The organism is Amycolatopsis xylanica (genome assembly GCF_900107045.1).
Classification (GTDB): domain Bacteria; phylum Actinomycetota; class Actinomycetes; order Mycobacteriales; family Pseudonocardiaceae; genus Amycolatopsis; species Amycolatopsis xylanica.
Genome location: NZ_FNON01000001.1, coordinates 845,700 through 867,030, shown reverse-complemented (window position 1 = coordinate 867,030; position 21,331 = coordinate 845,700). Strand labels below are relative to the sequence as shown.

The window sequence follows — 21,331 nt, the reverse complement described above, 5'->3', positions numbered from 1 at the left end:
CTAGCCCCGGCTGAGTTCGCTGGGCCTGGCCAGCAGGTATTCGGCGAGCGAGCCCACGGTCGTGAAGTCCTCGGCCCGCAGTTCCTCGGGTTCCACCTCGATGCCGAGCGCGTCCTCGAGGGCCATCAGCAGTTCGAGCACCGAGGTCGAGTCCAGGTGCAGGTCGTCGAACAACCGGGTCGACTCGCTGATCTCGGGCAGCTCGCGCTGCAGGACCTCGGCGAGCGCGACCTTGACCGCCTCGACGGTCTCCTTCGATGTCATCGGCTTTCCTCCTAGCGTTGGATCAGCAGTTGCCGGTCGAGAATGTCTTCGGCGGTGTCCCGGCGGCGCACCAGATGCGCGACCCCGGCACGGACCAGGACCTCGGCGGGATAGCCGTGGCTGAGGAACTGCACGGGCGAGGCCGTCGGGCCGTACGCGCCCGACCGCTCCACGCCGAGCAGGTCCCCGACCTCGACGCCGGGCAGCTGGACACGCTTGCCCAGCACGTCGTTGGGGGTGCACAGCGGTCCGGTGACGGTGTACGTCGACATGGCGCTTTCGTCCACCGAGGACAGTGCGCGGATCGGGAAGTTGCGCTTGACGAAGCTGCCGATGCCGACGGCGGCCATGTGATGGTTCGTGCCGCCGTCCGCGACGGCGAACGTCTCACCGCGTGACCGTTTCACGTCCCGCACGCGCACGACATACGTCCCGGCGAGCGCGACGAGGTAGCGGCCCAGCTCCATGATCAACCGGGTTTCCGGGTGGGCGGCGGCGAACTCGGCGATCACCTCGTTCACGCCGGTGGCCATCGCCTCGACGTCCAGGTCGGCCTCGTTCTCGAAGTAGGCGACGCCGAGGCCGCCACCGACGTCGACGGTTTCCAGCTCGATCCCGCACCGGCGCCGCAGTTCGTCGGCCATCCGCAGGACGCCCGCGGTGTTGTGCACGATGTCGGCGTGGTTGAGGATGCGGGTGCCCAGGTAGGCGTGCACCCCGCGGATCCGGATCCCGGGCAGCCCGGCGGCCACCGCCACCACCGCGGGGAAGTCCTCCTCGTCGATGCCGAACTGCCGGGGCTTTCCGCCCATCGACAGGCCGGATCCCTTGGTGCTGAAGGAAGGATTGACCCGCAGCAGCACGTCGACCGGCGCCCTGCCCGCCACGAGCCGGTCGAGCCGCCGCAGCTCCGTCTCGGACTCCACGACGATCGCGCGGATCCCGGCGTCGACGCAGGCACGCAGTTCCTCGTCGCTCTTGCCGGGGCCCAGGAAGATGGTGTGCTCGGCCTTGGCTCCGGCGGCCGCGGCCGTGCGCAGCTCGATGCCGGACGAGACCTCCGCGCCCGCGCCGAGGTCGACCAGCTCGGCGCAGACGCTCACGTTCGGGTTGGCCTTCAGCGAGTAGTACAGCTCCAGCGCGGGATGCAGCAGCTTCCGCAAGGTCGTGTAGGTCGAGGCGAGCACGTCGGCGTCGTACAGGTAGAACGGGGTGCCGAACTCGTCGGCGAGCTCCGCGATCGGCAGGCCTTGCACGTGTGTCATCGGGGGAACGCTCCTTCGGCGAGACCTTCGAGTGCTTTGCCCGCCGCCTGGGTGAGCGCGGTGACCGCCGCCCGGTCGGGGCCGAGCGCGAGGGTGAAGAGGCGGCCTTCGAACGGCGTCGCTCCCGCCATGGCGTTGACCGTGCCGAAGCAGGTGATCACCAGTTCGCCGTCCAGGGAAGCAGGCAGTGCCGCGTGGACGTCCTCGAACGCCAGCGGCGCGTTCAACCGCAGCACATGGCGGCCGGCCAGCGAGGCGGCGGCACCCCGGGTTTCCAGCACACCACCCTGATAGGTCGACATGTTGAACCGGGCGTTGATCTCCAGCACCGGATACACCACGCCGTCGGTGGTCACCAGCGCGTCCACGCCCGCGACACCCCAGAATCCGTCCGCGTGCAACGCGCGCCCGACGGCCGCCGCGGCGTGCTCGATCTCGGTGAGCTGCCTGGCGTCCAGCGCGGCGGGACTGATGTGTCCGATGTGGACGCCGCCGCTGGTGAGCGCCTCCTTGACGAAGTCGAGCCGGATCGCGCCTGCCGGGTCCACGGTCAGCTGGTAGTTGAGGTCGGCCCGTTTCGGCAACCAGCGCTCGACGACCACGTGCAGCCGGTCGTCGTCCTTGCGCTCCGCCTGCCGCCGCACCTGCCGCGCCAGGCGTTCGGCCTTGCGCGGATCGGTCACCACGACGAGGCCCTTGCCGGACACGCCGTAAGCGTCCTTGACCACGACCGGGGACTCGGGCGTGCACCGGGGACCCAGCTCGGCCATCAGCGTCACGAACTCCGACGCCGTTTCACAGCACCAGCCGGGAACCTCGCGCAGGCCGTTGGCCGCGACCAGGCGCCTGCTGTAGATCTTGCTGTTCACCCTGGTCACGACATCGAGTTCGGGCGCGGCCAGGCGCAGGCCGGTGACCTCGGCGAGCCGGGACTCCCACGCCGACACGCCCATCGGCGCCAGCCGGGCACCCGCCTTGGCCAGGTCGCCCAGCACCGCCAGCAGGCCCGGGGAGGCCAACGCGCGCGCCGCGGTCGGTTCGCCCTGGCTTCCGCCGTCGGCCAGCAGCACGGTCGGGAGGCCGAACCCGAGCGACCGCAGGTAGTCCACATAGGACGGATCGAGTGGGTGCTGGAGGATGAGGTAGTCGCCGGGACCGGCCAGCAGCGTGCCGAGTTCCTCCATCCTCGTCACCAAAGCCGCGGTCGTGGAGAAGGCCGGAGCGGGCAGGCCAGGGAACCCTGCCGACCAGTGCTGTTCGACCTCGAAGTTGCAGACGAACACCAGTGGCGTGCCCGGATCGCCGGTCAGGCCGCGCTTCAGCGCTTGGAGGTACCTGGTGCTCATGCCGCACTTCCGTGCCGCAGCACCATGGCCGCGTAGGTCGCGCCCAAGCCGACCGCGGTGAGCACGTAGTGCCTGCCGGGCTCCAGCCGTCCCTGGTCACGCAGGTGCGTGTAGTTGAGGAACGGATCGCTGCAGAAGCAGTGGCTGTATTCGGCGATGTTGTCGAGGAACACGTCGCCGGTGTCGATCCCGAGTTCCTCGATGACCCGCCGCCACGACGAAAGGTTGACGTTGTGCGGCACGATCAGCGCCACGTCGTCCAGCGTGAGCCCCGCCGGACGCAAGGCCGACAGGATGGTCTCAGCGAGCCGTGCCGGGTATTCCGCGCCGAACTCGGCCAGCCGGAGCGGATCGAGGCGAAGACCTTCGGCGTACTGGCCATCGGTGCGCGAGTGATAGCCCACCACCTGGTCCCCGGCTCCCGACAGGCTGACCAGGCAGGCGGCGGACGCATCGCCCATGATCGCGGTGTTCGGGATCAGCTGGGCCAGCGGCGTGAACGCCTTCTCGCCGGTGACGATCAGTGCGAGCGCGCCGGTCTCGGCATCGGCGGCCAGCAGCGCGCCGCAGGTCATGATCGCCGCGAGGCCGCTCGCGCAGTTCTGCTGGGTCAGCGCGAACGCCGTGGCGTCGGGCAAGCCCAGCCTCTCGGCGAGCAGGGCGGCGACATCCACGGAAGACGGCGCGACCTCCTGGATCGTGTGGGCGTAGACCAGGTAACGGATCCGGGCCGGGTCGTCCAGCGACGCGACGAGTTCCGCCGCGGGCGTCGCCACCAGATCCAGCACGCCGGTGTCCCCGGCGGTCCGGAGCCGGTCGAGGCCGTGCACCCGGCGGAACAGCTTGACCTTCGGCCGGGACAGCCCGAGCCGGCTCGCGGCCGTCTCGATGGCCACGGATTCCTCCGGCGTGTGGGAGGTGGCGGATTCGACCGTCAAGCGCGCGAGCACCACCCGTCCCCCTTCGCTTCCGGAATTCGTCTTCCTCAACGATAAGAACCGGCGATCGTCGTCACCATTACCACTTTTACCCAGAGCACTGGGTAAAGTTGCCCACTTGACAAAAAGTGCCGCGCCACCGCTACCGTGAAATGGTGGAACTGCCGATTTCCCGTGAATGCCCGTATGCCCCACCTCGCGCGTACGAAGAATTGCGGGCGGAAGGGCCGGTCACCCGCGTACGGCTTTTCGACGGACGGCTCGTGTGGGCGGTCACCGGTCACACCGCGGCGCGGCGGCTCTTGGCCGATCCCCGGCTGTCCGTCGATCCGGGCGCGGGCGAGCCGCCGAAGCTTTCCCGCGCGCAGGTGTTGGGACGGCCCGAGCGCCACCGCGCGATGCGGACGTTGCTGCGCACCGATCCCCCACTGCACACCGAGCAGCGCCGGGCGCTGCTGCCCAGTCTCACCGTCAAGCGGACCCAGACGCGGCGGGCCGCGCTCGAAGCGGCGGCGGACGCCAGGCTCGACGAGCTGGCCGCCATGCCGGACAACGCCGCCGAGCTGGTCGGCGCCTACATCCGGCCCGTGGTCACGGCAGGACTGGCCACGCTGCTGGGTGTTCCCGACGCGGACCGCGACCGGCTCGACGGCGCGCTGCGCCACCTCGATCCCGTGCCACCACTCGAAAAATTCCTGCTCTCGCTGATCGAGACCAAGCGAGCACACCCCGGCGACGGCCTGCTCGACGACCTGCTCGCCACGGAGTCGGTCACGACCGACGAGTTCGTCCACTATGGAACGGTGCTGATCTCGGCAGGCCAGGACATCACGGTCGCCACCATCGCGGTCGCCGTGCTCACCCTGCTCACCCACGACGCCGAACTCACCAGGCTGCGCACCGGGCAGGTGACCTGGCCGGACGCGATCGAAGAGCTGCTCCGGTTCCTGTCGCTGACCGCGGGCCTGGTGCGCGTCGCGACGGCCGACATCGAGGTGGCGGACGTCGTCATCAAGGCGGGCGAGGGCGTCGTGGTCCTCAATTCCGCGGCGAACCGCGACCCGGTGTTCCCCCGGCCGCACGAGCTGGACCTGCGGCGGCGGACGCGCAACCATCTCACGTTCGGCTTCGGCGTCCACCAGTGCATCGGGCAGCACCTGGCCAGGCTGGAGGTCGAAGTGGCGCTGCGCAGGCTGTTCGAGCGGTTTCCTTCGCTGCGCCTCGGCATCGAGGCCGATCAGGTGCCGGTGCGGCAAGGCCTGGTCTTCGCCGTCACCGCGCTGCCGGTGACCTGGTGACCCCGCTCGACGGCCGCGTCGCCATCGTGACCGGCGCGGCGGGCGCGATCGGCGCGGCGACCGCACGACGTCTCGCCCTCCATGGCGGCGCGGTCGTGCTGGCCGACCTCGACCACGAAGCGGCCCAGCGCGTGGCGGACACGATCACCGCCGATGGCGGCCGCGCGCTCGCCGTGGCCTGCGACGTCACGGATCCCGATCAGGTCTCGGCGGCCACGCGCACGGCGGCCGAGACATTCGGCGGCGTCCACGTCCTGGTCAACAACGCGGCCATCGCCAAGGACGCTCCCCTGTTCGCGATGTCGGCAGGCGACTGGGACGCGGTGTTCGCGGTCACGCTGCGCGGCGCCTTCCTGTTCTCCCGCGCGGTCCACAAGCACATGGCCAGGGCGCGCTGGGGCCGGATCCTCAACGTCTCCAGCCTTTCCGCGCGCGGCCACTACGGCCAGGCCAACTACGTCGCGGCCAAGGCGGGCCTGGAGGGACTCACCCGCGCGCTCGCCATCGACCTCGGCCCGTCCGGCATCACCGTGAACGCGGTCGCGCCCGGCTTCATCAGCACCCCGATGACCCAGGCGGCGGTCCGCGACTTCGCCGCCACGGAAGCGGCCATCGCCGCGTCGACCCCGGTCCGGCGCACCGGCCGTCCGGACGACGTGGCGGCGACGCTCGTCTTCCTCGCCGGGGACGACGCCGCGTTCATCACCGGCCAGACGATCCACGTCGACGGCGGCCTCTCACCCGCCACCCGCCCACCCGCCCTTTAGCTTGGCTCACCGAGTAGACAGCCGCGCATGAGTCCATCGTGGACAGACAGGATGCCGGGCGTCGCGGCGGTGTTGAACCGGACATAGCAGCCGGTCGCCACGCCGCCCACGCAGAACGGGCTGACCACCATCTTCGCGCGCACGGTCTCGGTGCGGCCGGACTCGTCCAGCAGCACGGCCATCGGCGGGCGGAGCGGCTCGACCAGCTCCTGGGCGATGTAGTCCTCGGTCTCCGTCGCCGTGGCGACCAGCTGCCGCCACTCCCGGTCGGTCGCGGTCGCCCCGAAGTACACGTCGTCGGAGTAGAGGCCGGCGGCGAGCTTGAGCACGAACAGCTCGGGCCGGTTCAGCAGCAGCCGGGGCAGGTCGTGCGCCTGGCCCCGCCAGGTCACCTGGCGGTCACCCGTCACCCGGCTCCACGGCACGAACCGCCGCACCAGGTCCCGGTCGTCGCCGGTCATCCACGGGAGGCCTTCCGACAGCAGCGCGAGCACCTTCTTGGTGTCCAGCAGCCGCGCGGTCTGCGACGGCACGGCGGTCAGGCCGGCGCCCATCGCCGAGGCCAAAGGTGAGATGTCCCAGCCGAATCTGGCGGCCTCGCCCTCGCTGAACTGGACGACGCCGAGCACGTTCCCCAGGTCTTCCACCCGGCCGAGGTCCCGCAGTTCGGTGAAGCGCGCGTGGACACCGTGCTCGCGCAGCAGGCCGAGCTGGGCGTCGACGTAGGCGCTGGTCGTCTGGAGGTCGTCGGAAGTGTCGATCAGCAGCACCTCGGGCCCGACCCCGAGCTCCTTGCAGCTGCGCTTGAGGACTTCCGCCAGCGGCGCGTAGAGGTCGGTGCCGGTCAGCACCGGCTTCCCGGCTTCGGACGCGAGGTCGCGCCAAGCCCGCCGCAGCCGCTCGAACTGCGCCATGCAGCCGACGCTCGCGCCGACGTTGAACTCGAGGAACCGCGGGCCGTCCGCGCCGATCATCACGTCGGCACGGGCCACGTCCGTGGCGTGGCCGAGCTCGAACGCCTCGTCGGCGGTGAATCTCGGGAACAGCGCGGGATCGGCCTTGAGCGCCGTCATCCTGCCCGCCGTGTCCGGCGCGAGGTTCGCCACGGCGACGCGATGCAGTTCCAGCAGTCGCGCGGTCGCGTCGAGCAGGCTCCGATACGACTCCCTCGGCACCACGACGGGCTCGGCCGCGAGCGGGAATTGGCCGCCGGGACTGATGCGCATGGCCTCGCCGAGCATTTCGGCCACCCGCTCCGGGGAATGCCCGCTCTCGTAGGGCTGATATGGGCCGAACCACGAATGAAGTGCGGTGGATGTCATCGGCAGTGACTCTCCCGGAAAGGCGGCGCTGTCAATTCCCACAGTGCGGCGCCGGCATCTCCGGAAACAAGGGAGTCGATTCCCGGAATATCGGGAAGATCTCCCGCCCGGCTCCCATTGTCAGCACGCGGGCCACACCGTGAAACTGAACCAATGAGCGAAGAGGAGCCTCTGCCGACTCCCTCGTATGCCACCACCGTTCTCGGCCCGGAACGCGTCGTCGCCGACGCGTTCGCGGCACGGGATCTCGGGCCGTATCTGGCGACGCCGTGCGGCGTGCTCGCGCCGTTGCTGCGAGAACTCGGCCAGAGCGTGATCACGGTACCCAGGGAGGAAACGGCGGTCGGCCTGGCGGCCGGGGCCGCGCTGGGTGGCCGGCGGCCCGTCGTGCTCATGCAGAACTCGGGCTTCGGGGCCAGCGTGAACGGGATCGCCTCACTGATCCGGCCGTACGAGATCCCGATCCTGCTGGTCATCAGCCTGCGCGGCGTCGCGCCGGATCACACCAGCGAGAACCTGGTGATGGGCAAGGCGACGGAGCCCATCCTGGACCTGCTCGGCGTGCCGCACCGGACGCTGCGGCAGGACCGGCTCGCCGAGCACCTCGGCTGGGCCGCCGACACCTTGGCCACGCGCCGCGGCGCCGTCGCGCTGCTCGTCCCGCCGGATCTCTTCGGGTGGTCGCCGGCATGACCGCCAAACCGGCCGCGATCCAGGCCGTGATCACCGCGGCGGCGCGGGTGCCGATCGTGTTCACCACCGGCTACACCAGCCGCATCGCCTGCGGGCTCGCCGACCGGCCGAACCACTTCTACATGACCGGTTCCATGGGACTGTGCGCGTCCGTCGCGAGTGGACTGTCGCTGGCCACGGGCCAGCCGGTGGTCGCCGCCGACGGCGACGGCAGCCTGCTGATGAATCCGTCCACTTTGGTCATGGCGGGCTCACTCGCCCCGCTCCCGCTGGTGCACGTGCTGCTCGACGACGACGCCTACGACTCCACCGGCGGCCAGCTCAGCGGCTCCGGTGACGTCGATCTGTGCGCCTGGGCACTGGCTTGCGGCTATCGGACGGCACGCACCGTGCCGACCGCGGCCGCTCTCGGCGACGCCGTCGCCGCGCACATCGCCGACGGGCAAGGCCCCGTCTTCCTCCGCTGCCCGCTACGCACCGAGGCGACGTCCGTTCCCGGCCGGGTCACCGACGACCTCGCGGGCCACGCCAGGCGGTTCGCCGCCCAGGTCGCCACCCTCCAACCCAAGGACCCACGATGCATCAGCTGACGGCGCACGCCCGCTCCACCCGTTCGCGGGTGGCCGGCAGTACCAACGTGCTCATCCGGTACTACGAGGAGATCACCGGCGCCCAGCCGATCCCACCGGGCGAAGGCTTCGAACCGGGGTTCGCGTTCCCCGCGCTCGACGACCGGGTCGCCGCCTTCCTGGAGCCCGCGACGGTCACCCACCACGTGCTGGACGAGATCGCCGGCGTCCGCCTGCGGCTGCTCGACCTCCGCCGCAACCCCGCGACCCAGACGACGAAGACCCTCGCCTCGCTCCTGCTGGTGGCGCGCGCCGTCGAGCACATCCGGCGCACCGGCGAGCCGATCCTGATCTTCTCCCCCTCGTCAGGCAACAAGGCGGTGGCACTGCGCGACGCCGTGGAACGGGCGCTCAGTAACGGCCTCGCCGAACCACATCAGCTGCGGATCGTCACGCTCACCCCGGCTTCGACGACGGCGAAACTGCGTGCCTCCCGGCTTTCCGACGACCCGGAACTGCGCCGCCTCAACCCGGTCGTCGTGCTGCGCGGCAGCCCGCCGGAGGCGGTCAAGGCGATCGGCGCGGAATTCGTGCGCGAGTACCGCCGCGGCGCACAGCGGGCTGGTCAGGTGTGGGCGACCCTGCGGCTGGACAACTACCAGCAGGCGGACGTGGTCCGCGCGTTCACCGACCACGAGTTCGGCGCGACCGGACCCCGCGTGATCCACGCGCACGCGGTCTCCAGCGCGTACGGCCTGCTCGGCTACCAAGCCGGTCTGGACCGCCTGCGCGCCACCGGGGCCGACGTCGACCAGCCCGGCTATCTGCTGGTCCAGCACCTGGCCACCTGCGACATGGTCCTGCACAGCCTCTTCGGCGACCACGACCGCGCCCGCATCCCCCGCTATCACCTCGACAAGGGCCTGTGGCGCCAGCACGAGTCACCGCATTTCCCGGCCACCACCTGGTCCCCCGCCGAAACGCTGGAAGAGACGTTCTACACCCGCGAACCGGTCACCTCCGCCGCGATGAGCGGCCTGATCGCGCGCCACGGCGGCTCCGGCCTCGCGGTGTCGCTGCACGAGTGCCTCCAGCGGTACGCCGAGTGCCGGGATCTGCTGCGGGACACCGACATCACGTTGCCCGACGACCCCAGGGACCTGCGCGAATGGTCGCTCGTGATGGCGCTGACCGGCGTACTCACCGCACTCGACCGCGACCTCGTCCCGAACACGGACGAACTGGTCGTGCACGCGTCCGGCAGCTACGGCGTCGGCGACTACACCCCGCTGCCGCCGGAGCACATCGTCACCGTCGAAGACGCGGCCGGTCTGGCGGCCACGCTCGGCGAGTAGCGCTCACGCCCCGGCTTCGTGGACCATCCAGACGTTGGGTCCCCAGTACTCACCGGTGTCGGCCGCGCGGTCGATCCACACCGGAGCGAGCCCTTCGGGGAAGATGTAGTAGCCCGAGTCCGGGAACGCCATGCCCGTCCACGACTCCCATTCCGCCACGGTCCCGGTGACCCGGAACGACCGGGCGACGGGCGCGCCGGCGCGGCCGCCCAGGCGTTCGTGGACCCGCATCCACGGGTCGAGGAACAGCCCGTCCTCGCGTCGCCAGTGGACATAACGCTCGATCGGCGTCAGCGGATAGCGTGCCTTCCACGAAGGACGCACCGGGACGACGACGTGGCCGAACCCATGCCTCGCGGCGAGCGAGCGCATGCCCGACATGATCAGCGCCGCCAAGCCGTTCCCCCGTTCCGCGCGCGGGATCTCCGCCGCCAGCGCGCACAACGCGGTCGCACCCGCTCCCCCTTCACAGAAGACGCGTTCGATGGCCGCGTCGAACCCCGCGGGCAGTGACTTTTCGTCGCCGTCCCAAGCGAGCGGGCCCGCGTAGCCCTGGGCGACCACCCGGTCCGTCTCGTCGTCGTGCAGCACGAACTGGAAGTCGGCGAACTCCTCGTCCAGCAGGCTCCACCACCGCTGGACGGCCTCGCCGCGGGTCTGGTATTCGGGCCACACGTCCACGGCCCTGATCCGGTGCTCCCAGAGATCGGGCCGCTCGGCGGCGGTGTGCGTGCTGATCGCCATCCACCCATCCAACACGCCCGCTTTTCCCCGCGATCCGGGAATTCTTCCCGATCGCCCGGGACGCGGCGGCCGCCGGTGATCTTGTCACCCGATGCGGTTAACTGTCCGCCATGTCACACCCGGAAGTCCCCGAACCGTCCCTACCGCAGACCACGCAGCCCCGGCAAGGCCACGGCCTGCTGAGCTTCGCGATCCTCGTCGCCGGACTCGGCGGCGGCCTGCTGGCCTGGCACCCATGGGTCACGCCCCCGGCGCCGGAACCGCCCAAAGACCCGCACCACATCACCATCCAGCACATCGGCGACCAGGAGGACGTGACCAACTCCAGCGCCTCCCAGCCGGTCTACTGCATGACCAACGAGACCGGCGGCCTGTACTGCATGGTCATGCCCAACCACAACACCGACATCCGGGAACGCAAATGACCCGGGTCGTGAGTGGTATGGCCGGTTCTAACCGGTCACGCCACTCACGACCCGGCGATTGTGGAAGCATTGGCGCATGGTCGAGTTCAGGGACGCGAAGCTCGCCGACGCTCGTGGCATCGGCGAGCTCCTCGTCCGATCCTGGCGAGCCGTCTATCGGGGGCTGATGCCCGACGAGGTGCTGGCGGGGCTGTCCGTCGACGACCGGGAGAAGTTCTGGGCTGGTGTGCTCACGAACCGCCCGCCGCGCACCGACATGGTCGTGGCGACGAGTGCGGGAGCGGTCGTCGGGTTCGCCGCGACCGGGCCCCCGCTCGTGGCCGCCGATGGCGACGATCCCACGCTCGGTGATCTCTATGCGCTCTACCTCGATCCGAAGATCTGGCGGCTCGGTGTCGGCACCGACCTGCACTCCGTCGCGCTCGACAGGCTGAGGTCCCGTGGGTTCGCCCACGCGGGCCTGTGGGTGCTCGGCACCAACGAGCGCGCGCTGGGCTTCTATGCGAGCGCCGGGTGGACCGACACCGGGCGGACCCAGGTGGACACTCGGATCGAAGGTGTCGAGCTGCACGAACGGCGGCTTCACCGCGACCTAGGCGGCGGCCTGCTCGGGTGAGTCGAGGGGCGGGGTTCCGTAGGTGAAATAGGTCTCCTGGGGCAGGGTCGTGCCGCCGATGGCGGTGACCACGTCGATGTTGTCCATCGTCCACGTCTTGGTCTCGAAGTCCGGCTCCAGCTCGAGGAAACCGCAGTCCCCGAACAACTCCACGCGGTTGCCGCCCGGCTCGAACACGTAAAGGAACGCGCCCTGGCTGAGGCCGTGGCGGTCCGGGCCCGCCTCGATCACGATGTCGTACTCGCGGAACATCTCGGCCGCGTCGACGTTGTGCTGGGGATTGCCGTAGTAGAACGCGATGTGGTGTAACCGGCCACGGGCGCCGAGTGCGTCGCGCATGATCGCGACCTCGTGGCCGAGGATGTTGCTGCTGAGCCAGGCGCCCGCCTCGACGTCGCCGTCGACCAGGCGCTCGCGGGTCTGCATGCCGAGGTGGCGCTCGAAGGAGCGCTTGACCGGGGTGACGTCGCTGGCCAGCAGGTTGAGATGGTCGATGCGCTTGACCGGGATGCCCCGCAACGGCTTCTTCGACGCCCTGGTCAGGATCTTGCTCTTCAACTCCTCGGGCGCGCGGTACTTCTCGGCCTCCCACAGCAGGCGCACGTCGTGGCCGTCCGGGGTGGTGAACTCGTAGGTCTTGCCGTAGCCGAACTCGCCGTCGGTCCACTTGCCCTCGAGATTGCCGTCCTTGAGGGACTTGGCGCGGCGCTCGAGCGCTTCCGGGGAGGAGGTGCGCAGTGCGGCGTGGTCCATCCTCGCGACCGGGCCTTCGGTGACCTTGAGGCTCCACTGGTACGGGTCCTCGTACCCGCGCAGGTAGACCGACTGGCCCTCTCGCCGGGTCTCGTACATGCCGAGGAGGTCCTTGAAGAACCACAGCGTGCCGTCGGGGTCGGGGGTGTGGATCTCCACGCGCGCGAGGTGCGCTATCTCGTGGCGGATGTCGTGCCGCGTCATGGCTTCTCTCTTTCGGTGGACGCCTGCCGCTCCGCGATGGTCACGCCGCCTGCCGCCCAGAGGTTCGGGTCGACCTCCCTGACGATGACGCGGATGTTCGCCAGCGGGGCGCCGATGGCGTGGTGGGTCGCTTCGGTCAGCTCGGTGATCAGCCGCCGGATCTGCTCCGGGGTGCGGCCACTGCCGAGGCTCACGTCGATCAACGGCATTACTCGCCTCCGGGGATCGTGATGCTGCCGAGGTTCGAAAAGTGCGCGGCGACGCGGGCGCCGGGCCGCACGTGGACCGCGTCGGTCATCCCGCCGGTCAGCACGATCCAGCCCGCTTCGATGGCCAGGCCACGTGCGCCGAGGTGGTTGGCGGCCAGCGCGAGCGCCTCCGCGGGGTGGCCCTGGACGGCCGCGCCGGTGGCCGCGTCGACGATCTCGCCGTCGACTTCGAGCAGGCAGGCCTCGTGCGACAGGTCCAGGTCGAGGGCACTCTTGCCGACGGGGCCCTGTACGAACAGGCCGGACGAGCTGTTGTCGGCCACCGCGTCCGCCAGGGTGAACTTGAAGTCCTGGAACCGGCTGTCGATGATCTCGACCCCGCCGTAGACGCGGTCGACGGCCTTCAAAGCCGTTGACGCCGTCACGCCGGGACCGGCGAGCCGCTCCCCCATGACGAAGACGATCTCCGGTTCGGCACGCGGGTGGATGAGCCGCTCCCGCGGCAACGGCTCGCCGGCGGGCAGCACCATGGCGTCGGTCAGCCAGGCCAGCGACGGCGAGTCGATGCCCATCCGGATCTGCTTGGCGCGCGACGTGAGGCCGAGCTTCACGCCGATCAGCGTCTCGCCTCGGCGCTGCCGCTGACGCAGCGCCTCATACTGCACGGCGTACGCGGTGTCGAGGTCGAGATCGGGCCACTGCTCGGTGATCGGGCCGCGCGCGGTCACGCCGGCCTCCGCGGCCAGCATGACCTCGGCGGCGCGTTTCAGGTCGCCGGAACGGATCTCAAGGCTCATGACTGCTCTCCCGAAAGGACCGCGGTGACACTGCCGAGGCCCGCGACACTCGCCAGCACACTGTCGCCCGGCACCACCTCGACCGGCGGGGTCAACGCGCCGGACAGCACGATCTGACCGGGTTCTAGCGCGCCGACGGTGTTGGCGAGACAGACCAACGCGTTCAACGGCGACCCGAGCACCACGCCGCCCGCCCCGGTCGCGGCGACCGAACCTCGGTGGTACAGCACGCACCCCGCCAGCCGTAGGTCCACAGTGGACAGGCTCGCCGGAGTCGCGCCGAGCACCACGGCGCCCGCGATCTCCAGCGCGGGCAGCACGAGGTCCACGGCCCGCAGGGCGTCCGCCACGGTGGCGCCCGGGCCCGCCAACCGCGAACCGAGCACGAAGGCGATCCCGGCTTCGGCCGTGGGCTTCTCAGTGTCGACAGGGATCGGGAAACCCTCCGTGCGGAATGTATCCGCGGACAATGTTGCGAACGAAGGCTCTGTCAGCCCCAGCTCGCGGCGTGACGCGACCGACCCGCCCACGAGCCGCCAGCCGTGGACGGCCTCAGTTTGTTCCATGATTTCCCCTTCTCAGCCGCAAGGTGACGGCGCGTGGCTCGGTGAAGAACTCGCGCGAGAACCGCCCGCCCTCGCGGCCGAGGCCGCTGCTGCCCTCGCCGCCGAACGGCAGCCGCAGGTCGCGCACGAGATAGCAGTTGACCCAGACGGTGCCCGCCTTCCAGCGCGCGGCCATCCGGTGAGCGCGATCGAGGCTGGTGGTGAACAGCAGCCCGGACAGGCCGTACGGGTTCGCGTTCGCCAGCCGCAGCGCCTCGTCCTCGGTGTCGAACGGGATGACCGTCTCGACCGGGCCGAAGATCTCCTCTCGCGCGGTCCGGGAATCGTTGCCCAGCCCGGAAATCACGGTCGGCGGGTAGTGGAACCCGGCGCCACCGAGCGGTGCGCCGCCGGTCAGCACCGTGCCGCCTTCGCGCTGGGCGAGTTCGACGTACCCGTGGACCTTGTCGAGATGCCGCCGCTCGATCAGCGGGCCCAGCTCCGTGGCGGGGTCCTTCGGATCACCGACCACCAGCTTCTCGGCCGCTTCGGTGAAGCGCGTGAGGAACTCGGGCAGGATTCCGCGCTGTACCAGCAAACGGGAACCCGCGAAGCACATCTGCCCGTTGCCCGCGAAGATCCCCCTGATCGACTCGGGCACCGCCACGTCCAGGTCGGCGTCGTCGAACACGATGTTCGCCGACTTGCCGCCGAGCTCGGCCGAGACGGGCGTCAGGTTCGGCGCCGCCGCCTGCAGGATACGGACGCCCGTCGCGGTCGAGCCGGTGAACGTGATCCGATCGACCCTCGGGTCGGTGGTCAACGGCCCCGCGACCTCGTCGCCGCCGAAGCCGTGCACGATGTTCAGCACGCCCTCCGGCAGGCCCGCTTCCAAAGCCAGTTCGCCGAAACGGGCCGCGGTCAGCGGTGTCTGCGGCGCTGGCTTGAGGATCGCGGTGTTCCCGAAAGCCAGCGCCGGGGCGAGCTTCCAGCTGGCGAGCATGAGCGGGGCGTTCCAGGGGCTGATCGCCGTGACCACCCCGGCGGGCGGATAAAGCGTGTAGGACAGCAGATCGCCGTCGGGATAGGCCTCGTTGCCCGCCATCGCGGCGTAGTCGGCGAAGAACCTCAGGTTGTGCGCGGTCCGCGGGATGTCGGCGTGCCGCGACTGGGTGATGATCTTCCCGCTGTCGCGGGTCTCCAGCATCGCCAGCTCTTCGAGGTTGTCCTCGACGGCGTCGGCGACCGCGTGAAGGATCTTATGCCTTTCCTTGGGTGACATGCGCGGCCATGGGCCTTCGTCGAAAGCCGAGCGCGCGCTTTCGATCGCGCGCTCGGCGTCGGCCGGTCCGCCGCGCGCCACGGTGCCCAGCAGGGAGCCGTCGTGCGGGTCCCTGGTCTCGAAGGTCTCGCCACTGAAGGATTCGGCCGGATGGCCGCCGATGAGATGCCGAATATCAATGCTCATGCGGGGAATCTCCCAATTCGAGCAGAGCAGAACGTGCACAGTAAACGTGGGCGGCTCAGATCAGGTCAAGCCGTCTTAAGGAACCCTTTAGCGCTTTCCAACTTTCCCCGATCTCTTCAAATCTGCGCTCCGGCAACGACGGCCTGTCGAGCGGCCGCGCGGGCGCGGTACCGTCGGTCGAGGGCGAACAAACGGGGGTTCACCCGGCGAAGCCGCCGGATTTCCGGCGTTCTGGGATTTCTTTTTATTCGACAATGGCGCATTTCGCCGGAGACGATGAGAGACTCGATGAGATACCCACGAGCAACCGGCACGTCCACGCTCGACCAGGGCCGCCAGATCGCCGTCGTCGGCGGCGGCGTCTCGGCCGTCTGCCTGCTCGACGCGCTGGCCGAGTCCGGCGGGGAACCGGGCGGCATCACGGTGTTCGAGACGTCGTGCCAGCTGTGGCGCGGCCGGGCGTTCCAGCTGGACCTGGAGACCGTGCGGGTCAACATCCCGCCGGAGGGGATGTCGCTGCGGTTCGGCGACACGACCGTGTTCCGCGAGTGGCTGTCGGACCGGGGCGGTGGCCAGGACTACCTGGATCCCTTCTGTGGCATCAGGTTCGTCCCGCGCGGCCTGTTCGGCGACTACCTCGCCGAGTCCGCGATGGCGATACTCGCCAAGCTGCGCCAGCAGGGCTGGCGGATCCACGTGGTCAGGGAATCCGTGCTCTCCGCCGAGCGGCTGGGCGACGGGCTGGTGCTGGAAACCGAGTTCGGCAACCAGTTCCAGGCCGACCACACCGTGCTCTGCGTCGGGCGCGGCAAGCCCACCGACATCTACGGACTGGGCGACGCGCCGGGATTCGTCCCCGAGCCCTATCCGCTCAGCCGGACGCTGGCGAGCATTCCGACCGACGCCGAGGTCGCCGTGATCGGCAGCGGGCTGACCGGTATCGACGTCGTGCTCGGCCTGGCCCAGCGTTCGCACCAGGGCCGCATCCGGCTGCTCTCGCGCAGCGGCGTGCTGCCGATGGTCCGCCAGCGCCCGTTCTCCTACGAACTCAAGCACTTCACGCCGGAGACGTTCCGCGCCATCGCCGCGCGCGGCGAGCGGATCGGGATGGACGACGTCATCGCGGTGATGCGCGCCGAATTCGCCGCCGCGGGCGAGGATCTCGATGCCATCGTCGGCGAGATCCTGCGGCAGGAGCACGAAGATCCGGTGGCACTACTGCGGCGGCACTTGGCGGAGGTCGACTCGTCGAGCCTCGGCCTGCGCATCCTGCAGCGTGTGGTCCCGGTGACCGGGCCGGACGTCTGGCCGGTGCTCACCGAGCGGGACAAGAACAAGCTCATCCGCGAGCACTACCGCGCGGTGATGAGCGTGTGCTGCCCGATGCCCCCGACCACCGGCAACAAGCTGCTCGGCCTCATCGACTCCGGGCAGCTCAAGGTCGGCGCCGGGCTGCGCGACGTCGAAGCCGCGCCCGGTGGCGGGTTCGCGATCACCACCGACACCGGGCCGCTCCATGCCGATTACGTGATCAACGCGGTCAACGTGCCCGCCGACAAGATCCCGGCGAAGGCCGAACCCCTGATCAGCTCGCTGCGTGACGCGGGGCTCGCCGAGCAGCACCCGCGCGGCGGCGTCCACGTCGAGCGCGCCACCAGCCGCCTGACCGTGAACGGCGTCCCGGACCCGCGCCTGTACGCGCTCGGCGACCTCGCCTCGGGCAGCCTCTTCTTCACCTTCGGGCTGCCCTCACTCGTGGACCGCGCCTACGACATCGCGGGCGCCGTCACCCAGGAATCCCCCGCTTTGCGCAACGTCGCCTGACTGGAGCGAAACCATGACCACGAACGCCATCCGGCCGATGACCGGAGCCGAGTACCTCGAGTCGCTGCGCGACGACCGCGAAGTCCACCTCTTCGGCGAGCGGGTCAAGGACGTCACCACCCACCCCGGCTTCCGCAACAGCGCCCGCTCGATCGCGCGGCTCTACGACGCGCTACACGCGCCGGAAGCCGAAGGCGTCCTACGCGTGCCCACCGACACGGGCAACGGCGGGTTCACGCACCCGTTCTTCAAGACGGCGCGCTCGTCGGAAGACCTCGTCACCGCCAGGGACGCGATCGCGGCTTGGCAGCGGCAGGTGTACGGCTGGATGGGCCGCACCCCGGACTACAAGGCCTGCCTGCTCGGCACCCTCGGCGCGAACTCGGGGTTCTACGGCGAATACGAGCCGAACGCGCTGCGCTGGTACAAGGAAGCGCAGGAGCGGGTGCTGTACTTCAACCACGCGCTCGTCCACCCGCCGATCGACCGTGCCAAGCCCGCCGACGAGGTCGCGGACGTGTGCATCCACGTCGAGAAGGAGACCGACTCCGGCCTCATCGTCTCCGGCGCGAAGGTGGTCGCGACCGGCTCGGCGCTGACGAACGCGAACTTCGTCGCGCACCACGGGCTTCCGGTCAAGGACAAGCGGTTCGGCCTGGTGTTCACCGTGCCGATGAGCGCGCCGGGCATGAAACTGTTCTGCCGCACGTCCTACGAGATGGCCGCGGCCGCGATGGGCAGCCCGTTCGACTACCCGCTCTCGAGCCGCTTCGACGAGAACGACGCCATCATGGTGCTCGACAAGGTGCTGGTGCCCTGGGAGAACGTCTTCATGTACGACGCGGAGGCGGCCAGCGGCTTCACCAGTGGCTCGGGTTTCCTGGAGCGGTTCACCTTCCACGGCTGTACCCGGCTCGCGGTCAAGCTCGACTTCATCGCAGGCTGCGCGCTGAAGGCCGTCGAGATGACCGGGACCTCGGGTTTCCGTGGCGTGCAGGCGCAGATCGGCGAGATCCTCAACTGGCGTGACCTGTTCTGGGGCCTGTCCGACGCGATGGCCAAGTCGCCGAACGCCTGGATCGGCGACGCCGTCCAGCCGAACCTGAACTACGGGCTGGCGTACCGGACGTTCATGGGCACCGGCTACCCGCGCATCAAGGAGATCCTGCAGCAGACGCTCGGCAGTGGCCTGATCTACCTGAACTCGCACGCGAGCGACTGGAAGAACCCCGAGATCCGGCCGTACCTGGACAAGTACGTGCGCGGCTCCGGCGGGATCCAGGCGATCGACCGGGTGAAGCTGCTCAAGCTGCTCTGGGACGCGGTCGGCACCGAATTCGGTGGCAGGCATGAGCTTTACGAGCGGAACTACGCGGGCGACCACGAGACGATCCGCCTGCACACGCTGATCGCGTACCAGCAGACCGGCCAGGCCGACCCGCTCAAGGGCTTCGCCGACCAGTGCATGGCCGAATACGACATCGACGGCTGGACCAGGCCGGACCTGATCAACGCCGACGATCTCAAACTCGTGCGGGAGTGAGCCGTGGACACCATGAGCGTGCGCAAGACGCTGGGCCGATTCGCCAGCGGGGTCACCGTGGTGACGACCGCGCGGGGCACGACCGGTGAGGTCCACGGCATGACGGCCAACGCGTTCACGTCCGTGTCGCTGGATCCGCCGCTGGTGCTCATCTCCGTGTCCACTTCGGCCAAAATGGACAGACGCATCGAGGAGACCGGCCGGTACGGCATCTCGGTGCTCAGCGGCGAGCAGAAGCCGTTGTCACTGCACTTCGCTGGCGCGGCGCACGAACCCGACCTCGTCGATTTCGTGTGGCGCGACGATTTGCCGCTGCTCGATGGCGCGCTCGCGCACCTGACCTGCTCGGTGCGCGCGTCCTATCCCGCGGGTGATCACACGCTGCACATCGGGGAGATCGATGGGCTGTGGCACCGCGACGGCGATCCGCTCGTCTTCTTCAGCGGTGAGTTGCGCTCACTCGTCAGTTCGCGTTGAGAGGGGTGTCCCGTGTGGCAGGACCTGTTCGCCCGGAGTGTCGCGAGCGGCGCGGGCAACGAGATCACCGCGATCCTCAGCCAGGCCGGTGACGACCGGATCATCGCGTTCTCCGGCGGTTACCCGCATCCCGACACATTCCCGCGAAAAGCTTTGGAGCAAAGCTTTTCGCGCGTCGTCGCCGACCCGGCCGCGCTGCAGTACGCGCCGACCGCCGGGCTGCCGGGGCTGCGTGACTGGTTCACCGGCTGGCTCGGCGAGCACGACGGCCTGCGCCCCGCCGAGGACGAGTTCATCATCACCAGCGGCGGTATGGAGGGTTTGAAGCTGCTGACCGCTTGCCTGCTCGATCCGGGCGACCGGGTGCTGGTGGAGGGCCCGACGTTCATGGGCGCGATCATGGCCATCCAGAGCGCGATGGGCGTGATCGAGGCCGTGCCGATGGACTCCGGCGGGCTCGACGTCGACGCGCTGGAGCGAGTACTTTCGTCGTCTCCCAGTGCGAAATTCCTTTATGTCATCCCGGATTACCAGAACCCGATGGGCGTCAGTCTCTCGGCCGAGCGGCGGCACGCACTGATCGCGCTGGCCAGGCGGCACGGCCTCCTGATCATCGAGGACGTCGCCTACCGCGAACTCGGGTACGACGGTGACCGGCGGCCGAGCCTGCGGACGCTCGGCCCGGACGTGGTGGCCCAGCTCGGCACGTTCTCCAAGACGTTCTCCCCCGGCCTGCGGATGGGCTGGATCTCGGCGCCCGCTCCCCTGGTCGCGGCGTTGTCCGGCGCCAAGCAGTTCACCGACCAGTGCACCGGCGCGCTCGGGCAGCTGCTGCTCGAGGACTACGGGCGCTCCGGCGGGTTCGACGACGGCATCGCCGCGTCCCGCGCGTTCTACCGCCGCCGTCGTGAAGCGATGCTGAGCGCGCTCGACGCGCATCTGCCGGAGTGGGTGCGGTTCACCCGGCCGGAAGGCGGGTTCTTCAGCTGGCTGACCGTGCCGGACGCCATCGACACGCTCACGCTCGCGGAACGGGCGCTGGCCGACGGGATCACCTTCGTCCCCGGCGGGATCTTCTATCCCGGCGACCGCGGCGCCCACGAGCTTCGGCTGGCGTTCAGCAAGGTGCCCGAGGAGAAGATCGACGAGGGCATCGTCCGGCTCGGGAAGATCCTCAGCAACTTCGACCGGAAAGGACAGTGATGAAGACCGTCCACAATGAACTCGTCCGGCCACCGCAGGAGCTCGTCGACGCCTTCGTGGCGATGACCCGCGAGTACAGCCCGAGCTGTCTCGTGGCCGACTCGACCGCGCGCGTCGGCGTGATCGGCGGGCTGCGGCCGGTCAAGCGGGAGCACAAGATCGCCGGCCCGGCGCTGACCGTCCAGCTGCAGGCGGACGAGCTGGTCGACTGCCTGCCGGTACTCGGCACGGCGAAACCCGGCGACATCATCGTGGTCGCCTGCCAGCGGTCGCCGCGGCTGGCGATGTGGGGCGGGCTGATGTCCACGCTGTCGCGGATGGCGGGGATCGCGGGCGCGATCATCGACGGGATGGTCCGCGACGTCGACGAGGTGCGGGACCTGGACTTCCCGGTGTGGTACCACGGGACGCTGCCCCGGCGGTGCCCGGCGATCACGCACGATGGCACGGAACCCTTGCAGACCAACGTTCCCGTGGTGATCGAGGGCCAGGTCATCGAGCCGGGCGACATCATCGTGGCCGACGAGAACGGTCTCGGCATCGTGACGCCGTCGGTCGCGCAGACCGTGCTCGACGACACCCGCGAACTGCTGGGCCGCGAGAACGTTATCCGCGACAAGATCATCGCGGGCGCCACGCTGCACGAGCTGCTGGCCGAGTTCGGTGCGCTCTGATGGTCCGCCATCTGCCGGCAGATGGCGGACCA

At 69.7% G+C, this 21,331-nt stretch carries 23 protein-coding genes; 12 read left to right on the top strand and 11 right to left on the bottom strand.

What is annotated here, in order from left to right:
* The 4 genes from BLV57_RS03745 to BLV57_RS03730 are packed head-to-tail and all read right to left on the bottom strand — an operon-like array spanning position 1 to position 3,828.
* Positions 1 to 264 carry an acyl carrier protein gene (locus BLV57_RS03745; protein WP_091286562.1) on the bottom strand — a complete coding sequence of 88 codons (264 nt, stop codon included), beginning with the start codon at positions 262 to 264 and terminating at the stop codon, positions 1 to 3.
* An 11-nt stretch (positions 265 to 275) separates the two neighbouring features.
* Positions 276 to 1,529, bottom strand: coding sequence for a diaminopimelate decarboxylase (gene lysA / locus BLV57_RS03740; RefSeq protein WP_091286559.1), 1,254 nt, complete (start codon positions 1,527 to 1,529; stop codon positions 276 to 278).
* Entirely contained in the window at positions 1,526 to 2,875 is a 1,350-nt protein-coding gene (locus BLV57_RS03735) for a preATP grasp domain-containing protein (RefSeq protein WP_091286558.1), read from the bottom strand. Before BLV57_RS03735 ends, lysA begins: the two co-directional genes overlap by 4 nt.
* Complete coding sequence (locus BLV57_RS03730) at positions 2,872 to 3,828, bottom strand: ketoacyl-ACP synthase III family protein (RefSeq protein WP_218134582.1); 957 nt, start codon at positions 3,826 to 3,828, stop codon at positions 2,872 to 2,874. The genes BLV57_RS03735 and BLV57_RS03730 overlap by 4 nt, the downstream gene beginning before the upstream one ends.
* A gap of 140 nt (positions 3,829 to 3,968) precedes the next feature.
* Between BLV57_RS03730 and BLV57_RS03725 the strand changes: the two genes are divergently transcribed.
* Positions 3,969 to 5,111: a cytochrome P450 gene (locus BLV57_RS03725; RefSeq protein ID WP_176968484.1), complete on the top strand. Its 1,143-nt coding sequence runs from the start codon at positions 3,969 to 3,971 to the stop codon at positions 5,109 to 5,111.
* A complete protein-coding gene (locus BLV57_RS03720; RefSeq protein WP_091286553.1) occupies positions 5,108 to 5,878 on the top strand; it encodes an SDR family NAD(P)-dependent oxidoreductase in 771 nt (256 codons plus the stop codon). Before BLV57_RS03725 ends, BLV57_RS03720 begins: the two co-directional genes overlap by 4 nt.
* Here the strand turns inward: BLV57_RS03720 and BLV57_RS03715 are convergent.
* A complete protein-coding gene (locus tag BLV57_RS03715) occupies positions 5,875 to 7,200 on the bottom strand; it encodes a hypothetical protein (RefSeq protein ID WP_143046972.1) in 1,326 nt (441 codons plus the stop codon). The two genes, BLV57_RS03720 and BLV57_RS03715, sit on opposite strands and share 4 nt — an antisense overlap.
* A 153-nt stretch (positions 7,201 to 7,353) precedes the next feature.
* Between BLV57_RS03715 and BLV57_RS03710 the strand changes: the two genes are divergently transcribed.
* The 3 genes from BLV57_RS03710 to BLV57_RS03700 are packed head-to-tail and all read left to right on the top strand — an operon-like array spanning position 7,354 to position 9,817.
* A complete protein-coding gene (locus tag BLV57_RS03710; protein WP_091286548.1) occupies positions 7,354 to 7,893 on the top strand; it encodes a thiamine pyrophosphate-binding protein in 540 nt (179 codons plus the stop codon).
* The gene (locus BLV57_RS03705) at positions 7,890 to 8,483 is read left to right on the top strand and encodes a thiamine pyrophosphate-dependent enzyme (protein ID WP_143046971.1); all 594 of its coding nucleotides are present in this window, start codon (positions 7,890 to 7,892) and stop codon (positions 8,481 to 8,483) included. The genes BLV57_RS03710 and BLV57_RS03705 overlap by 4 nt, the downstream gene beginning before the upstream one ends.
* Positions 8,471 to 9,817 carry a DUF6002 family protein gene (locus BLV57_RS03700; RefSeq protein ID WP_091286543.1) on the top strand — a complete coding sequence of 449 codons (1,347 nt, stop codon included), beginning with the start codon at positions 8,471 to 8,473 and terminating at the stop codon, positions 9,815 to 9,817. Before BLV57_RS03705 ends, BLV57_RS03700 begins: the two co-directional genes overlap by 13 nt.
* A gap of 3 nt (positions 9,818 to 9,820) precedes the next feature.
* Here the strand turns inward: BLV57_RS03700 and BLV57_RS03695 are convergent, their stop codons facing one another.
* Positions 9,821 to 10,561, bottom strand: coding sequence for a hypothetical protein (locus BLV57_RS03695; protein WP_091286540.1), 741 nt, complete (start codon positions 10,559 to 10,561; stop codon positions 9,821 to 9,823).
* A gap of 110 nt (positions 10,562 to 10,671) precedes the next feature.
* Between BLV57_RS03695 and BLV57_RS03690 the strand changes: the two genes are divergently transcribed.
* Both BLV57_RS03690 and BLV57_RS03685 read left to right on the top strand, forming a co-directional pair.
* Positions 10,672 to 10,986 carry a hypothetical protein gene (locus BLV57_RS03690; RefSeq protein WP_091286538.1) on the top strand — a complete coding sequence of 105 codons (315 nt, stop codon included), beginning with the start codon at positions 10,672 to 10,674 and terminating at the stop codon, positions 10,984 to 10,986.
* 76 nt (positions 10,987 to 11,062) lie between these two features.
* Positions 11,063 to 11,602 (top strand): GNAT family N-acetyltransferase, encoded by a 540-nt coding sequence (locus BLV57_RS03685; protein ID WP_091286536.1) that lies wholly within the window; start codon positions 11,063 to 11,065, stop codon positions 11,600 to 11,602.
* Here the strand turns inward: BLV57_RS03685 and BLV57_RS03680 are convergent.
* The 5 genes from BLV57_RS03680 to BLV57_RS03660 are packed head-to-tail and all read right to left on the bottom strand — an operon-like array spanning position 11,579 to position 15,578.
* The gene (locus tag BLV57_RS03680; RefSeq protein WP_091286533.1) at positions 11,579 to 12,559 is read right to left on the bottom strand and encodes a VOC family protein; all 981 of its coding nucleotides are present in this window, start codon (positions 12,557 to 12,559) and stop codon (positions 11,579 to 11,581) included. The two genes, BLV57_RS03685 and BLV57_RS03680, sit on opposite strands and share 24 nt — an antisense overlap.
* Positions 12,556 to 12,768 carry a 2-hydroxymuconate tautomerase gene (locus BLV57_RS03675; RefSeq protein ID WP_091286530.1) on the bottom strand — a complete coding sequence of 71 codons (213 nt, stop codon included), beginning with the start codon at positions 12,766 to 12,768 and terminating at the stop codon, positions 12,556 to 12,558. Before BLV57_RS03675 ends, BLV57_RS03680 begins: the two co-directional genes overlap by 4 nt.
* The gene (locus tag BLV57_RS03670; RefSeq protein WP_091287861.1) at positions 12,768 to 13,517 is read right to left on the bottom strand and encodes a 2-keto-4-pentenoate hydratase; all 750 of its coding nucleotides are present in this window, start codon (positions 13,515 to 13,517) and stop codon (positions 12,768 to 12,770) included. The genes BLV57_RS03675 and BLV57_RS03670 overlap by 1 nt, the downstream gene beginning before the upstream one ends.
* Positions 13,518 to 13,561: 44 nt before the next feature.
* Positions 13,562 to 14,131 carry a 2-keto-4-pentenoate hydratase gene (locus tag BLV57_RS03665; RefSeq protein ID WP_091286528.1) on the bottom strand — a complete coding sequence of 190 codons (570 nt, stop codon included), beginning with the start codon at positions 14,129 to 14,131 and terminating at the stop codon, positions 13,562 to 13,564.
* Positions 14,118 to 15,578: an aldehyde dehydrogenase gene (locus BLV57_RS03660; RefSeq protein WP_091287860.1), complete on the bottom strand. Its 1,461-nt coding sequence runs from the start codon at positions 15,576 to 15,578 to the stop codon at positions 14,118 to 14,120. The genes BLV57_RS03665 and BLV57_RS03660 overlap by 14 nt, the downstream gene beginning before the upstream one ends.
* Positions 15,579 to 15,866: 288 nt before the next feature.
* Here BLV57_RS03660 and BLV57_RS03655 point away from each other — a divergent pair, with 288 nt between their 5' ends.
* The 5 genes from BLV57_RS03655 to BLV57_RS03635 are packed head-to-tail and all read left to right on the top strand — an operon-like array spanning position 15,867 to position 21,299.
* Positions 15,867 to 17,402 (top strand): FAD/NAD(P)-binding protein, encoded by a 1,536-nt coding sequence (locus BLV57_RS03655; RefSeq protein WP_176968483.1) that lies wholly within the window; start codon positions 15,867 to 15,869, stop codon positions 17,400 to 17,402.
* 13 nt (positions 17,403 to 17,415) lie between these two features.
* Positions 17,416 to 18,945, top strand: a complete 1,530-nt coding sequence (locus BLV57_RS03650; RefSeq protein WP_176968482.1) for a 4-hydroxyphenylacetate 3-hydroxylase N-terminal domain-containing protein — start codon at positions 17,416 to 17,418, stop codon at positions 18,943 to 18,945.
* Between the two features lie 12 nt (positions 18,946 to 18,957).
* The gene (locus BLV57_RS03645; RefSeq protein WP_091287858.1) at positions 18,958 to 19,422 is read left to right on the top strand and encodes a flavin reductase family protein; all 465 of its coding nucleotides are present in this window, start codon (positions 18,958 to 18,960) and stop codon (positions 19,420 to 19,422) included.
* Between the two features lie 12 nt (positions 19,423 to 19,434).
* Positions 19,435 to 20,625, top strand: coding sequence for an aminotransferase-like domain-containing protein (locus BLV57_RS03640; RefSeq protein ID WP_091286524.1), 1,191 nt, complete (start codon positions 19,435 to 19,437; stop codon positions 20,623 to 20,625).
* A complete protein-coding gene (locus tag BLV57_RS03635; protein WP_091286522.1) occupies positions 20,625 to 21,299 on the top strand; it encodes an RraA family protein in 675 nt (224 codons plus the stop codon). The genes BLV57_RS03640 and BLV57_RS03635 overlap by 1 nt, the downstream gene beginning before the upstream one ends.
* Positions 21,300 to 21,331: the final 32 nt, after the last annotated feature.

What these genes read in the sequence shown, in the direction of transcription:
- lysA (WP_091286559.1), bottom strand. Translation starts at nt 1,529, where the DNA reads ATGACACACGTGCAAGGCCTGCCGATCGCGGAGCTCGCCGACGAGTTC.
- BLV57_RS03670 (WP_091287861.1), bottom strand. Translation starts at nt 13,517, where the DNA reads ATGCTGGCCGCGGAGGCCGGCGTGACCGCGCGCGGCCCGATCACCGAG.
- BLV57_RS03665 (WP_091286528.1), bottom strand. Translation starts at nt 14,131, where the DNA reads ATGGAACAAACTGAGGCCGTCCACGGCTGGCGGCTCGTGGGCGGGTCG.
- BLV57_RS03700 (WP_091286543.1), top strand. Translation starts at nt 8,471, where the DNA reads ATGCATCAGCTGACGGCGCACGCCCGCTCCACCCGTTCGCGGGTGGCC.
- BLV57_RS03635 (WP_091286522.1), top strand. Translation starts at nt 20,625, where the DNA reads ATGAAGACCGTCCACAATGAACTCGTCCGGCCACCGCAGGAGCTCGTC.
- BLV57_RS03675 (WP_091286530.1), bottom strand. Translation starts at nt 12,768, where the DNA reads ATGCCGTTGATCGACGTGAGCCTCGGCAGTGGCCGCACCCCGGAGCAG.
- BLV57_RS03715 (WP_143046972.1), bottom strand. Translation starts at nt 7,200, where the DNA reads ATGACATCCACCGCACTTCATTCGTGGTTCGGCCCATATCAGCCCTAC.
- BLV57_RS03655 (WP_176968483.1), top strand. Translation starts at nt 15,867, where the DNA reads ATGAGATACCCACGAGCAACCGGCACGTCCACGCTCGACCAGGGCCGC.
- BLV57_RS03645 (WP_091287858.1), top strand. Translation starts at nt 18,958, where the DNA reads ATGAGCGTGCGCAAGACGCTGGGCCGATTCGCCAGCGGGGTCACCGTG.
- BLV57_RS03695 (WP_091286540.1), bottom strand. Translation starts at nt 10,561, where the DNA reads ATGGCGATCAGCACGCACACCGCCGCCGAGCGGCCCGATCTCTGGGAG.
- BLV57_RS03705 (WP_143046971.1), top strand. Translation starts at nt 7,890, where the DNA reads ATGACCGCCAAACCGGCCGCGATCCAGGCCGTGATCACCGCGGCGGCG.
- BLV57_RS03745 (WP_091286562.1), bottom strand. Translation starts at nt 264, where the DNA reads ATGACATCGAAGGAGACCGTCGAGGCGGTCAAGGTCGCGCTCGCCGAG.
- BLV57_RS03650 (WP_176968482.1), top strand. Translation starts at nt 17,416, where the DNA reads ATGACCACGAACGCCATCCGGCCGATGACCGGAGCCGAGTACCTCGAG.
- BLV57_RS03710 (WP_091286548.1), top strand. Translation starts at nt 7,354, where the DNA reads ATGAGCGAAGAGGAGCCTCTGCCGACTCCCTCGTATGCCACCACCGTT.
- BLV57_RS03685 (WP_091286536.1), top strand. Translation starts at nt 11,063, where the DNA reads ATGGTCGAGTTCAGGGACGCGAAGCTCGCCGACGCTCGTGGCATCGGC.
- BLV57_RS03660 (WP_091287860.1), bottom strand. Translation starts at nt 15,578, where the DNA reads ATGAGCATTGATATTCGGCATCTCATCGGCGGCCATCCGGCCGAATCC.
- BLV57_RS03690 (WP_091286538.1), top strand. Translation starts at nt 10,672, where the DNA reads ATGTCACACCCGGAAGTCCCCGAACCGTCCCTACCGCAGACCACGCAG.
- BLV57_RS03680 (WP_091286533.1), bottom strand. Translation starts at nt 12,559, where the DNA reads ATGACGCGGCACGACATCCGCCACGAGATAGCGCACCTCGCGCGCGTG.
- BLV57_RS03735 (WP_091286558.1), bottom strand. Translation starts at nt 2,875, where the DNA reads ATGAGCACCAGGTACCTCCAAGCGCTGAAGCGCGGCCTGACCGGCGAT.